The sequence below is a fragment of the Sediminibacterium sp. genome, from assembly GCF_019264485.1.
In the GTDB taxonomy this organism is placed as follows: domain Bacteria; phylum Bacteroidota; class Bacteroidia; order Chitinophagales; family Chitinophagaceae; genus Sediminibacterium.
In genome coordinates this window covers 1-13,696 of sequence record NZ_JAHVAA010000011.1, presented here as the reverse complement: position 1 = coordinate 13,696, position 13,696 = coordinate 1, and the positions used below count along the sequence as shown (strand labels likewise).

The window sequence follows — 13,696 nt, the reverse complement described above, 5'->3', positions numbered from 1 at the left end:
GCGTTTGAATTAAGGAGGACGTGAATGGTCAATGGTGAATAAAATTTCCTACCAGCGATTATTCACCATTGACCATTCACTATTCATTATTGTTTATTCTTAGAGGCTCATCATTTCCTTAAACTTCACCGTTTGCCTGCGGCTTACTTCAATTTTTTCTCCCCCTTTCAGGTCAACCAGCAGGCCGCCATTGAAATAAGGTTCAATTTTTTCAATCCAGCGGAGGTTGATGATATGTTTGCGGTTGGCACGGAAAAACATCCTGTCGTCTAATCGCTCTTCGAGAGCGTTCAGTGATTTCAGAATCAGTGGTTTATTGGTACCAAAGAATACTTTTGCATAATTGCCCACACTTTCAAACAAACGGATCTCACCCAGTTTCACAAACCAGCAACGTTCACCATCTTTTACAAATACCTGGTCATGTTCTGTCAGAGGTCCTCTGTTGATACCATTTAGTCCGGCAGACTCTTTGAACATTTCTGCCTGTAATTTCTGAATGGCATCAGCCAGGCGTTTGGGTTCAATCGGTTTCAGCAGGTAATCAAGTGCATTTACTTCAAATGCTTTGATGGCATATTCGTCGTAAGCCGTAGTGAAAATTACCTTGGGTGCTTTTTCTACTTCGGCCAGGAGGTCGAATCCGGTTTTACCGGGCATCTGAATATCGAGGAAGATCAGGTCGGGATTGAGGGTTTCAATTTTTTCGATACCATCATCCACATTTGCTGCTTCCTCAATCACTTCAATATCTGAATGATCCTGCAATAATTTTTTTAACTCATTTCGTGCAAGTCTTTCATCATCAATAATGATTGCTTTGATAGCCATAGCGCTGATTATTATATAGAATTAAGAATAAACGTGTTGTACGGGCATTTTTACGATGGCTTCCACCATATTGTTTCCAATGTCTCTGATTTCAAAGTTAGCTTTTCCGCCGAACAATAATTTAAGCCTGTTCCGGGTACTGTTAATACCAAATCCATCAGTACTGCTGTTATTATCCAATTTACCGGTATTCTGAATAATCAGTTCATGGTGATCATTCCGGTAATCGGAGATTACTTTTATAAAACCACCATCTTTCTGCTTGCCAATACCGTGTTTAATGGCATTCTCCACCAGGGTCTGTAACATCATTGGTGGAACGGGTTGGTCAAGTGTATCTTCATCAATCTCGTATTCTACCTGTAACCTGTCTTCAAAACGTATATGTTCCAGTGCCAGGTAATCTTTTACAATATTCAGTTCCTTTTCAAAAGGTACGGTTTCCAGTTTTTCGGCCTGCATACTGCTACGCAGAATATTACTCAACTCTGTTATGGCAGTTCGGGCCCTGTTAGGGTTCTCATCTACCAATGCACGGATACTATTCAGTGCATTAAAGATAAAGTGTGGATTGATATGCGACTTAATGGTCTTGAGCTCCAGTTCTTTTACCAGGCTCTCTAATCTAACTTTCTGAATTTCGCTCTTGGTACCCAGTTCCACATAATGCCAAATGTAATAAATCGACACCCAAACCAATATCATGGGCGAATCGAAGATGACATTCGAAAGGAACCTTTTTTCTACTGAAACCTTGCGGGCAGGATCATATAAACCTGACCATTCGACTATGGCACTATTCGTTAAACTATATAAAACGATAATACTTAAAACAGTGATAGTCATTAACCACCATTTCTGTACCTGGATGGGTGGCCTCAGCTCCATCTTTACAATCAACTCACGTAATAAATGCGTGAACACCAGTCCTGAAAGGATGGTTATACCTAAACGGGGGTAGAAAATATAGTTGGTTCGGTTCTCAAAAATAAAGGCAAAGAAGACCATGGTAAGACCATAGAACAACCATCCGCCCAACTGACACCACCAGTATAATGTAGATTTGCTCGTCCTCATGTATCAACAAATATAGAGGGAAAGGCTTCCCGCTAAGTCCTGAATTTTGATTAATGGCAAAAACCGCAGTTGTTTGGTACAAATTAATGTTCCCTATCGACGAACCTTCTGTTTTGCGGACTGTTTCTTAACGTATCATAGGATATTGCTAAACACGAAACACGTATTTTTACATTTCAAACCCAGCCTTCATGGAGATTAAACCGGGCAAATTATTAGGCCAGATCAATCATCCCGACGACCTGAAACAGCTCTCACGGGAGCAATTACACCAGGTTTGTGATGAATTGAGACAATATATTATAGACGTTGTGAGCGTTCACGGAGGTCATTTTGGGGCCAGTTTGGGTGTAGTAGAACTGAGTGTAGCCCTTCATTATGTGTATAATACACCTTACGATCAATTAGTATGGGATGTGGGACATCAGGCTTACGGACATAAAATCCTCACGGGCAGAAGGGACCAGTTTATTACCAATCGCAAATACAAGGGACTGAGCGGCTTTCCAAAAAGATCCGAAAGTGAGTACGATACTTTTGGGGTTGGGCACTCTTCTACTTCCATTTCAGCGGCATTGGGTATGGCCATGGCTGCCAAATACAAGGGCGAAAACCGTAAATCGGTGGCCGTTATCGGCGATGGTTCAATGACAGCCGGTATGGCTTTTGAAGCCATGAACCATGCAGGTGTGGCCGACAGCGATATGCTCATCATCCTGAATGATAATTGCATGAGCATCGACCCAAATGTGGGTGCGCTCAAAGAATACCTGACTGATATCAGCACTTCTCCTACCTATAATAAAATGAGAGATGAGGTATGGAACCTATTGGGCAAATTGCCTGTGGGCAAAAACCTGAGTCGCGACCTTGCTTCTAAAATAGAAGCAGGGGTAAAAGGTGTGGTGAGCAAGAGCAGTAATTTATTCGAAGCATTGAAGATCCGGTATTTTGGTCCGATCGACGGACATAACATTACCAAACTGGTTGATACATTAAAGGACCTGAAAGAAATTCCTGGTCCGAAACTACTCCACATCATTACGACCAAAGGAAAAGGTTATGCACTGGCCGAAAAAGACCAGACCAAATGGCATGCACCCGGGCTTTTTGATAAAGTAACCGGTGAGATTTATAAGAAAAAGATTGATGTGCCTCAACCACCCAAATATCAGGATGTATTTGGTCATACCATGATAGAGCTGGCGGAGCTGAATGAGAAAGTGATGGGTGTTACTCCTGCTATGCCAAGCGGTTCTTCTTTAAAATTCATGATGGAAAAAATGCCGCATCGTGCATTTGATGTGGGTATTTGTGAGCAGCATGCAGTTACCTTGAGTGCCGGTTTGGCTACACAGGGTATGCGGGTGTTCTGCAATATTTATTCTTCTTTCATGCAAAGAGCTTACGATCAGGTAGTGCATGATGTGGCCATTCAGAAATTACCGGTGGTGCTTTGTTTAGACAGGGCCGGACTGGTGGGTGAAGACGGACCCACGCACCATGGCTGTTACGATATTCCCTACATGCGCTGTATTCCGAACCTGATTGTGAGTGCGCCGATGAATGAACAGGAATTGCGTAACCTCATGTACACGGCTCAACTGGAAACAACGGCTTATCCTTTCGTGATCCGTTATCCACGTGGCGAAGGTGTGATGCCCGAATGGAGAACCGCATTTGAAGCAATACAGATTGGAAAGGGTAGAAAAATAAAAGACGGAAGAGATGTTGCGATATTGAGTTTTGGTCACCCCGGCAATTTTGCCACAGCTGCCATCCGTGAATTAAGAACAGAAGGTATTGATCCTGCTCATTACGACCTGCGTTTCGTAAAACCCATTGATGAAGATTTGTTACATGAGGCTTTCAGCAAATACAATAAGATTGTTACCGTGGAAGATGGAACAGTAGTTGGTGGATTTGGTTCTGCGGTACTGGAGTTCATGAACAAATACGGTTACAAGGCTGATATTACTATACTGGGTATTCCTGACAGATTGGTAGAACATGGTACACCCAAAGAATTACACAGAGAATGTAATTATGATGCACAGGGTATTGCCGATGCTATTCGTGCTTTGTTAAAAGAAACGGTGAGTACAACTGTACTCTTAGGATAATCTTCTCTTGATAATCTGTGAATCTGTAGCTTAATTTTTTGCCACAGATTCACAGATTTTTTTATGCCTGTATTGTAAAATGCAAATAGAAAAAGTAGATCACAAAAGCTAAATACACCAATATTCCAACATATACTAAGGGTCTGAATTTCACATACTCTCCTGCTTTGGTTTTATAGTAACAAACAATAAACATGAAAACAAACAGGACTGTTGTGAAAATCAGGTTAAACAGATCTTTGTCGTTCCTATTCGCAATCTGATCACTGACCCAGCTTCTGCTCAGCATAAACAGCAAAACACCCATTATTATAAAGATGCTTTTATTCGTAGGCTTCTGCCTGTTAGCTTGCTTATGTTGCATAAAATATTGATTATGGAAAATACAAATAATTTCATCCCATATGAAATTCGTTTATGAAATATTGGCCGGTAATACTTTTACTGCTTATACACAGAGTCTCATCAGCTCAACAATCATTTACCAGCATACAAAAGCATATTCAAACATTTACAAGCAAGCAAAAAATGAATCCACGAATTTGCTTTTTGTTAGACCTTGCCATCCACAACGGCAAGAAAAGATTTTTTGTTTACGATATTCAAAAAGACAGCATCCTGCATGCCGGCCTCGTTACACATGGCGATTGCAGGGAACAGTATTTGTTTGATGTACGTTACTCCAACCAGCCCGGCTCTCAATGTAGTTCTGCAGGTCGGTATAAAGTGGGTGTTGAGTACAAAGGAATTTTCGGGAAGTCGTATCGGCTGCATGGGTTAGACAGCAGCAACAACAATGCATTAAAACGTGCAGTGGTAATGCATGCTCATGAATGTATTCCGGAGAAAGAAATTTATCCTGATCAGATTTGTAACAGCCAGGGATGCCCTACAGTAGCGCCTGCTTTTTTAAGAACCATCAGCAGTTATATCGATCAAAGTGAAAAGCCTATTCTTCTGTGGGTACTGGATCGTCGGTAAACGTATTGGTGAAGTCTTCATCGGTGAGGCCTTCTTCTTTGAGTTCTTCTTCGCGCTTATCGTTCCATTCCACAATAAAATTATTCTTTCCTTCGGCCACCATCAGCTTCATGAATTTCTGCTGGGTAAGTTCAAGGATGGATAAGAATAAGAAAATAGCATGGATCCGATCATTACATACTTCAAATACTTTTTCAAAAGCTACAGTCTTTTCTTTCCCAACAAAATCAAGCATATAATCACGACTGCCTTCCATGGTGTAGTTATAGCGAACTACGGTATGAACGGGTTTATTCTGGCGATCGTGAACACGCTGCATTACTTTTTCAAAAGCTTTCATCAGCTTGAACATGGTGATGTTCTGTATCTCTGTACCTTCTGATGCGTCTTCCCCAATTTCAATGAGTTCTTTCTGCAGGTTACCGCGCTTCACCATGAGCATACGCATGGCTTCCATTTCGGCCATCTGCACTGCAGCTTCCTTGAAACGTTTGTATTCGAGGATTTTATCGATCAGTTCCTGGCGCGGATCAATTTCATTACCCTGTGCATCTATTTCCTTGCGTGGCAATAATAATCTTGCCTTGATACGCATCAGTGTAGAAACGAAAAGGATAAACTCACTACTCAATTCAATATTCAGCTTCTCTCCCTGATGAATAAAATCGAGGAAGTCTTTAATGATTTTGGTAATGGGTATATTATAAATATCCAGTTCATCCCTTTCAATAAAGAACAACAACAGGTCGAAAGGGCCCTCAAACTGGTCTAATTTAATCTGGTAACTCGCTGTATTCACTGGTTCATACTTTAGCTGCAAAGAAAACCCCTTCGGGGCTTATTTGTACCCGAAGGGGCCATTATTTATCCACTTTGGAGACCGAAAGTCGGAAAGTCAGAAAGTCCGCAGCATCTTCTTCCGGACTTTCTGACTTTCCGACTTTCGGACTTCCTCCTACACTTTCTTCAACGAATCCCTGATTTCCGCCAGTAATTTCTCACTTTCAGAGGGTCCGGCCGGCGCAGCGGCTTCCGGTGGGGCCTTCATTTTATTGATACCCTTGATGACCAGAAATACCACGAAAGCCACAATAATAAAGTCGAGTACGTTGGTAATAAAACTTCCATATTTAATAGATACCTCTTCTGCCGCCTTGGTAATCACTGCTCCACTGGCATCTTTTACCTCGGCTACAGCATCTTTCAGCACCAGCACTTTATCATTAAAATCAACTCCGCCTGTCAGCATACCTACCACAGGCATTACTACGCCATCGACAAAAGAGGTTACAATTTTTCCGAAAGAGGCACCCATCACAAAAGCCACAGCAATGTCTACCAGATTGCCACGCATGGCGAACTCTTTGAATTCTTTGAGCATTCCCATAATGGTATTGGTTTGGTGAGTAATGAAAATAATTAATTTAAGTTGAAAAAGAAAACTGTTATTTCTTCAGCCCGGGATATTGCATATTCAAGCCTTTTAGCAGACTGTGTAATGCTTCTGCCATTACATATTCCTTATACCAGTTCTGGTCTGAGGGTGTAATAATCCAGGGCACTTTATTGCAATGATTAAAACAGTCTTCATACATCCGCATATATTCTTTCCAGAGTTTAGCTTCTGCAAAATCTTTCTCGTTGTATTTCCATTGTTTCTTTGGATCATGAATTCTTTCTGTGAGTCTTTGTTTTTGTTCTTCGGGTGAAATATGCAGGTAAAACTTGAGTATATGTGTATGATTATGTTTGGTAAGCAACCATTCAAAATCGTTGATGGCCCGCATTCTTTCTTTTGCCTGCTGATCGGTACACCATTTATGTACACGTGTTACCAGTATATCTTCATAATGCGATCGGTTGAATACCTGTATCATTCCTTTTGCAGGTGTATGCTGATGAATACGCCAGAGAAAATCGTGCGACAGTTCCAATGCCGTAGGGGCCTTGAATGAGGTTACACTAACCCCTTGTGGGTTCATGTTACCAAAAACATTCCTGATGGCTCCATCTTTACCACTGGCATCCATACCCTGTATTACTATTAACACCGAATGTTTCCCTTCTGCGAATAAAAGGTTTTGCAGTTCATCCAGTTCTGCAACCAGTTTTGCTGTCTTCACTTTTGTTTTTTCCTTATTGAAGTTCCTGGGGGCGCGGGTACTGATTTTATTAAGTTGTATCATTTGAAAGTCTGTTGGTCTCTTAAAGTTAGTTTTATTAGCCACAGATTCACAGATTAATCTGCTTAAATATGTGAATCTGTGACTAATAACTCATTCCAAAACCTCACCTTTACAAAAACCAAACTGTGAGAGATAAAATCATTAACTGGGGCATATTTATTCTATTATCCATCATCTGGGGCAGTTCTTTCATACTCATGAAAGAAGGCATGCATGTGCTGACACCCTACCAGGTTGCATCAATCCGTATTCTGAGCGCCGGACTTATCCTTACGCCTTTTGCACTCAAAGCACTCAAACAGATACCACAGAACAAATGGTTGCTGGTGATTCTTTCCGGTTTATTGGGTAATTTTTTCCCTGCTTATTTATTCTGTATTGCAGAAACAGAGATCGACAGTTCACTGGCAGGTATTCTCAATGCGCTAACACCCATGTTTACCATTCTGGTGGGTATTTCTTTTTTCCAGCTAAAAGCCAACAGCACCAAAATACTGGGTGTGATTATTGGTTTTATCGGATTATGTCTGTTGATGTTATCTGGTAAAGAAGTAAGTTTTAATAATCTTTCTTATGCCGGACTTGTACTATTGGCCACTCTTTGTTATGGGATCAATGTAAATATGGTGGGGCGATATATGAAAGAAGTGGGTTCGCTCAACATCGCATCACTGGCATTTGTATTTCTTATTATTCCTTCCGCCATTATATTATATTTCACCGGCTACCTTGAACTTGAACTAACAAATACTTCGGTATTAAAAGCTACCAGTGCTTCGTTTATATTGGGTGTATTGGGCACTGCCTTTGCTTCCATTATTTTTTATATGCTGGTAAAAAGAGCAGGCACCTTGTTTGCTTCCATGGTTACGTATGGCATTCCATTTATAGCTGTTTTCTGGGGATTACTGGACGGAGAAAAAATCACCCTACTGCAAATTGGCTGTCTGGGGGTTATACTTTGCGGGGTGTACCTCGTGAATAAAAAAAATAGCTGATGTAGGATGTCTGAAGTAAGATATTATAAAAAAAGGTTGCAGCTAAACATGCAACCTTAAACGTATAAAGTCTTGTCTCTGTTAATCTATATCCGACATCAGCCATCTGCCATCAGACATTTCCTACACCGCCATCATCTCTTTTTCTTTCGCAGCCAGGTGTTTATCTACCAGTGAAATAAATTTATCGGTGATATCCTGTATATTTTTTTCTGCGTCTTTGGCTGCGTCTTCGCTCAGACCATCTTTCTGTAATTTTTTTACCTGTTCTATAGCATCACGACGGATATTACGAATAGCTACTTTGGAATGTTCTCCTTCACCTGCCGCTTTTTTTACCAGTTCCTTTCTTCTTTCTTCTGTAAGTGGTGGCAGGAAGAGGCGTAGCTGTACCCCATCGTTCTGTGGCGTAATACCAATATTGGCCGCCATAATGGCCCGTTCAATGGCTGCGAGCATATTTTTCTCCCAGGGTTGTATACTGATGGTACGAACATCGAGTACGCTGATATTGGCCACCTGGTTAACAGGTGTGGGAGAACCATAATAATCCACCGCAATACCATCCAGCATAGACGGGTTGGCTTTACCGGCCCTGATCTTGGTGAGCTCAGTCTCCAAGTGATTGATGGCTTTGCCCATACTGTCTTCTGTATCGGCTAATATTAAATCCAGGTCTTCTGACATATTGCAAATTTAAGTGGGGCAAAACTAATGAATTGGGGGGAATAGCCAATGGCTAATGGTCCATGGTCGATAGTCTGTACAAGAGAAATGTGCTGAAAAATAAAATTGGGCAACCAAAGGGGCTATTGCAATTACCTATGGACTATTGACCATTGACTATTCACTATTCCCCTTTATCTTCGCAGCACTTTTAAAACCGAAATATGGCAAGCATTCAGGAATTGCAATCAGCGGCCTCACAGGTAAGGCGCGACATCGTAAGAATGGTACATGGTGTACAGAGTGGACACCCCGGCGGCTCGTTGGGTTGTACCGATTTTCTGACAGCCCTGTTTTTTCATACCATGAAACATGACCGCCAGTTTAAAATGGATGGTGTAGGTGAAGACCTGTTCTTTCTCTCTAATGGCCATATTTCACCCGTGTATTATTCGGTATTGTCGCGTTCCGGTTATTTTGATGCCAAGGAACTGGCCAGTTTTCGTAAACTGAATACCCGTTTACAGGGGCACCCTACCACACATGAAGATTTACCCGGCATTCGTATTGCCAGTGGTTCATTGGGTCAGGGTATGAGTGTTGCTATTGGTGCCGCTTTAACCAAAAAATTTAATAAAGACCCTCACCTGGTTTTCTCGTTACATGGCGATGGTGAATTACAGGAAGGCCAGATATGGGAAGCCGTAATGTTTGCTGCACACCATAAGGTTGATAACCTGATTGCTACTGTTGACTGGAACGGTCAGCAGATTGATGGCCCTACCAGCAAGGTAATGGCACTTGACAGCCTCCATGATAAATTCAGAGCATTTAACTGGACTGTACTTGACATGAATGGAAATGATATGGATGATGTAGTGGCAGTATTGGATAAGGCCAAATCAATGACCGGTCAGGGTAAACCCATTTGTATCATGATGAAAACAGCCATGGGCAAGGGTGTTGATTTCATGGAAGGTAGTCACGAATGGCATGGTATTGCTCCAAGCGATGAGCAGTTAGCCAAGGCACTGGCGCAGTTGCCTGAGACTTTGGGGGACTATTGAGAGAAGTAAAATTCAAAAAATATCGTAAAAATCGGAAGCCGCTTAGGAAAACTAAGCGGCTTCTTTTGTATGCAACATCTTTTTACTTTTTATTTTTGAATTTCCTACTTCAACCCTAGCTCCTGCCTGCTGGCTTTTCTGGAAGGAATCCAGGCTGCAATAAAACCGATGGCTGTTACGGTTACCAGTACCAGTAAATAATCTGCAGGCAGCAGTTTTACCGGATAGGCTTTTACAATGAAAGTATCACCGGCAAGTTTTATAGGTTTAAACAGTATCTGTATCCAGCAAATGAGGGTGGCAAGTAACATTCCCAGTACAGCACCAACACCCGCCAGCAGTAACCCTTCCGTCAGAAAAATAGCTTGTATTCTTTTCTGTGAAGCACCCATGGCTTGTAATACGGCAATATCTTTTTGTTTTTCAAGGACCAGCATTGTTAATGCCCCAATCATATTAAAAGCAGCTACCACGAGAATGAGTGAAAGGATGGCATAGATAACCCATTTCTCCAACTGCATCACTGCATACAGACTTTTATTTTGTTCATAGCGGGTTTGAACGAGATAGTTGTTTCCGAGCATTTCCTGAAGCTGTTGCCTTATTTTGTTTTCATCCTCTTTTACTTTTATTTCTACTGCACTGTATTCATCGGCATCCATATTCAGCATATACCTGAAGAAAGCCAGATTGGTAAATGCATATTTATTATCAAATTCCTGTTGTACCTGGAATGTGCCTGATGCCGTAATATTATTTACACTTAATCCATCCAGTGAATTGAATTTTGCTTTCCGGTTAGGTGTGTATAAGGTAAGCGGATAAAGAGAACGTTCCACTTCGGCTCCAATGGCATTTTCAATACCGTAACCCAATACAATCTGTGGAGTTTCAGCACTTCCGAGTGAAAATTTACCACGTTTTATGTGTTCATTTATTTTATTCGTGAATACATATTGATCATCTACTCCCTTCACCAAAACAATTGTCTGGTAAGGTCCGTTTACAAGTAGTGCTTTTTCTTCTGCTACGAGACTAACAATACCAATTCCGTTTACTGATTTGATTTTTTGCAATTGAGCCGCATCCAATTTCAATACTTTTCCTGTTGCAGGCGCTATGCGTATATCGGTATAAAAATCGGTATACAATCCTTTTACCAGTTCCTCAAAACCATTAAAGACGCTAAGGATGATGATCAGTGCTGCGCAACCCACAGTAATAGCCGTTACGCTGATCCATGCGATAATATTAATCGCATTTGTAGATTTCTTGGAACGGAAATAGCGCCAGGCGAATAGGAAATTCAAGGTGGTGGATTTCGTGAATGGTGAGTAGTGAGTAGTGAATAGTGAGTGGTGAATAGTGAGTGGTGAGTTTTGTAGAATTGATTTTACTCACTACTGACTACTCACTACTCACTATTCAACTCCCTCCGTCTTTCTTCTCTTCATTAATTTTTTTAAAGATCTCCTCCATTTTAAATACATAATCCAATGTATCATCAAGAAAATAATGGAGAACAGGGATACGGCGAAGCTGGTGTTTCATTTTATCGGCCAGTTCTTTCTTTATTTCCCAGGCACGGTTCTCAATAATTTTCATCACCGCTTTCTGGTCCTTTACCTGAAAAAGACTCAGGTAAACCCTTGCTTCTAACAGATCTGGTGTTACTTTAACCGATGAGATTGATACCATACCACCATCAATCATGGCCAGGTTTAGTCTCCTGAAAATATCATTCATTTCTTCCTGAATAGCACCTGCTACTTGCCGCTGACGTTTTCCCTCTTCCATGTTGATCGCTTTAATTGGTGGTAAAATTACTTACTTTGCTGTGTTTTACCGATTTTATCCTGATTATGAAGCGTTTTTCGAGAATACTTTTTTACCTGCGCACCCAGAAGCGAAACATTGTATTATACCTGTTTTTCAACCTTTTTTCCATCCTTTTCTCACTGGTTTCACTGGCTATGCTGGCCCCTTTTCTGCAATTATTATTCGGAAAAGAAAAATTAGTAAACGTTCAGCCGGCATTCGAGTTTACCGCTAATGGCATGTTAAATTACCTCAAGTACTTTATCAGCCAGTTAATTGCCAAACATGGAGATGTTTATGCATTAGGTGCCATCTGTGGTATTATCATCCTCTCTATTTTCTTTAAAAACCTCTTTACTTATCTCTCTTTTCGCGTACTGGCCCCCATGCGCAACTATGTAATGACTAAACTCCGTTCCGATCTTTACAGTAAGATTCTGGAACTGCCGATCGGTTATTTTACCGAACAACGCAAAGGAGATATCATCAGCCGAATGAGTAACGATGCCAATGAAGTGGAATGGAGCGTAATGAGCACTTTGGAAGGGCTTATTCGTGACCCCTTAAATATCCTGATCATTCTTGTATTTCTTGTGTTGATCAGTCCGGCACTTTCTCTGTTTCTTCTGGTATTATTACCCCTTACAGGTTTTATCATTGGCCGTTTAAGCCGTTCACTGAAAAAGCAGTCAACCGCTTCTCAGGAAAGACTTGGAACACTCATGTCTATTTTAGATGAAACACTGGGTGGTTTACGTGTGATTAAAGCTTTTAATGCCGAGAAAATATTACAAAGCAAATTTGTCAGCAATAACAATGCACTGAACCATATCCGTAACCGGATGAATTTCAGAAAAGACCTCGCCTCTCCTATGTCTGAGTTCATGGGTGTTCTGGTGTTGTCCTGTATTCTCTGGTTTGGCGGCAAACTGGTACTGGATGGCGATCTAGGGCTGGAAGCAGAAAGTTTTATTACCTATATCGTTTTCTTTACGCAGATCATTAATCCCGCCAAATCGCTCTCGGGTTCATTTTACAGTGCCCAAAGGGGCAGTGCCGCTATTCAGCGTATTGAGGAAGTATTGAGTGCACCTGTTACTGTTACAGATAATCCGGGTGCAAAAACACTGGAGCGTTTTGAGCAATGTATAGAATTTAAGAATGTGTCTTTTTCTTATGATGATGTGGTTATCCTGAAAAATATCAACCTTACAATTGAAAAAGGGAAAACCATTGCACTGGTGGGTTCTTCGGGAGCTGGGAAAAGCACATTGGCCGATCTGGTTCCGCGTTTTCATGACGTGAGTGCCGGTGAATTACTGATTGATGGTGTGAATGTAAAAGAATACACATTACACTCTATCAGGAACCTGATGGGTATTGTAACACAAGAGCCCATCCTCTTCAATGACAGCATTGCCAACAATATTGCATTGGGTATTGATAATGTAAACCAGACAGCTATTGAACAGGCTGCAAGGGTGGCCAATGCCTATGATTTTATTCTGCGGAAAGAAGATGGTTTTGATACCAATATCGGCGACCGTGGCAGTAAACTGAGTGGTGGTGAGCGCCAGCGGGTAACCATTGCAAGAGCCGTTCTCAAAAATCCGCCCATATTAATTCTTGATGAAGCCACTTCATCTCTCGATACAGAAAGTGAAAGACTGGTTCAGGATGCCATTAATAATATGATGCAGCAGCGAACATCCATTGTCATAGCCCACCGTCTCTCAACCATCCGTAATGCAGATGAAATCATCGTTCTCCAGAAAGGAGAAATCGCCGAAAGAGGCACGCATGATGAATTGCTGATGAGGGGAGGAATTTACAGGAAGCTGGTAGAGATGCAGGAAGTGAGGTAGTTTCCCCCCGGCCCCCTGAAGGGGGAGTTTTTTGATGACTTTATAATAACAGAGCCGCTTAGAAAAACTAAGCGGCTCTGTTAT

Annotated in this window: 14 protein-coding genes; 5 read left to right on the top strand and 9 right to left on the bottom strand. The window is 41.4% G+C overall.

Going from position 1 to position 13,696, the window contains the following annotated elements; genetic code table 11:
* Nucleotides 1-99: 99 nt before the first annotated feature.
* Both KXJ59_RS06320 and KXJ59_RS06315 read right to left on the bottom strand, forming a co-directional pair.
* Nucleotides 100-831, bottom strand: coding sequence for a response regulator (locus tag KXJ59_RS06320; RefSeq protein ID WP_133473358.1), 732 nt, complete (start codon nt 829-831; stop codon nt 100-102).
* Between the two features lie 21 nt (nt 832-852).
* Nucleotides 853-1,908 (bottom strand): histidine kinase, encoded by a 1,056-nt coding sequence (locus tag KXJ59_RS06315; protein ID WP_295202238.1) that lies wholly within the window; start codon nt 1,906-1,908, stop codon nt 853-855.
* A 191-nt stretch (nt 1,909-2,099) separates the two neighbouring features.
* Between KXJ59_RS06315 and dxs the strand changes: the two genes are divergently transcribed.
* Nucleotides 2,100-4,031, top strand: a complete 1,932-nt coding sequence (dxs, locus tag KXJ59_RS06310) for a 1-deoxy-D-xylulose-5-phosphate synthase (protein WP_295202237.1) — start codon at nt 2,100-2,102, stop codon at nt 4,029-4,031.
* A gap of 61 nt (nt 4,032-4,092) precedes the next feature.
* On the opposite strand, the gene KXJ59_RS06305 is transcribed toward dxs, so the two are convergent.
* Complete coding sequence (locus KXJ59_RS06305; RefSeq protein WP_295202235.1) at nt 4,093-4,395, bottom strand: hypothetical protein; 303 nt, start codon at nt 4,393-4,395, stop codon at nt 4,093-4,095.
* A 53-nt stretch (nt 4,396-4,448) separates the two neighbouring features.
* On the opposite strand from KXJ59_RS06305, the gene KXJ59_RS06300 reads away from it, so the two are divergent.
* On the top strand, nt 4,449-5,012 hold the full coding sequence (locus KXJ59_RS06300) for a murein L,D-transpeptidase catalytic domain-containing protein (RefSeq protein WP_295202233.1): 564 nt from the start codon (nt 4,449-4,451) through the stop codon (nt 5,010-5,012).
* Here the strand turns inward: KXJ59_RS06300 and KXJ59_RS06295 are convergent.
* The 3 genes from KXJ59_RS06295 to KXJ59_RS06285 form a co-directional block, all read right to left on the bottom strand.
* Complete coding sequence (locus KXJ59_RS06295; protein WP_295202231.1) at nt 4,981-5,811, bottom strand: segregation/condensation protein A; 831 nt, start codon at nt 5,809-5,811, stop codon at nt 4,981-4,983. The genes KXJ59_RS06300 and KXJ59_RS06295 overlap by 32 nt on opposite strands.
* A gap of 156 nt (nt 5,812-5,967) precedes the next feature.
* Nucleotides 5,968-6,399, bottom strand: a complete 432-nt coding sequence (mscL, locus tag KXJ59_RS06290) for a large-conductance mechanosensitive channel protein MscL (RefSeq protein ID WP_295202230.1) — start codon at nt 6,397-6,399, stop codon at nt 5,968-5,970.
* Nucleotides 6,400-6,457: 58 nt separating this feature from the next.
* Nucleotides 6,458-7,198, bottom strand: coding sequence for a PPK2 family polyphosphate kinase (locus tag KXJ59_RS06285; protein ID WP_295202229.1), 741 nt, complete (start codon nt 7,196-7,198; stop codon nt 6,458-6,460).
* A 125-nt stretch (nt 7,199-7,323) separates the two neighbouring features.
* On the opposite strand from KXJ59_RS06285, the gene KXJ59_RS06280 reads away from it, so the two are divergent.
* Nucleotides 7,324-8,196 carry a DMT family transporter gene (locus KXJ59_RS06280; RefSeq protein WP_295202227.1) on the top strand — a complete coding sequence of 291 codons (873 nt, stop codon included), beginning with the start codon at nt 7,324-7,326 and terminating at the stop codon, nt 8,194-8,196.
* Nucleotides 8,197-8,319: 123 nt separating this feature from the next.
* On the opposite strand, the gene frr is transcribed toward KXJ59_RS06280, so the two are convergent.
* Nucleotides 8,320-8,883 (bottom strand): ribosome recycling factor, encoded by a 564-nt coding sequence (frr, locus tag KXJ59_RS06275; RefSeq protein ID WP_295202225.1) that lies wholly within the window; start codon nt 8,881-8,883, stop codon nt 8,320-8,322.
* Between the two features lie 203 nt (nt 8,884-9,086).
* Between frr and KXJ59_RS06270 the strand changes: the two genes are divergently transcribed.
* Nucleotides 9,087-9,929, top strand: coding sequence for a transketolase (locus tag KXJ59_RS06270; RefSeq protein ID WP_295202224.1), 843 nt, complete (start codon nt 9,087-9,089; stop codon nt 9,927-9,929).
* Between the two features lie 104 nt (nt 9,930-10,033).
* Here the strand turns inward: KXJ59_RS06270 and KXJ59_RS06265 are convergent, their stop codons facing one another.
* Nucleotides 10,034-11,239, bottom strand: coding sequence for an ABC transporter permease (locus KXJ59_RS06265; RefSeq protein ID WP_295202222.1), 1,206 nt, complete (start codon nt 11,237-11,239; stop codon nt 10,034-10,036).
* A gap of 115 nt (nt 11,240-11,354) precedes the next feature.
* On the bottom strand, nt 11,355-11,726 hold the full coding sequence (rbfA, locus tag KXJ59_RS06260) for a 30S ribosome-binding factor RbfA (protein ID WP_295202220.1): 372 nt from the start codon (nt 11,724-11,726) through the stop codon (nt 11,355-11,357).
* Nucleotides 11,727-11,791: 65 nt separating this feature from the next.
* On the opposite strand from rbfA, the gene KXJ59_RS06255 reads away from it, so the two are divergent.
* Nucleotides 11,792-13,612 (top strand): ABC transporter ATP-binding protein, encoded by a 1,821-nt coding sequence (locus tag KXJ59_RS06255; protein WP_295202219.1) that lies wholly within the window; start codon nt 11,792-11,794, stop codon nt 13,610-13,612.
* Nucleotides 13,613-13,696: the final 84 nt, after the last annotated feature.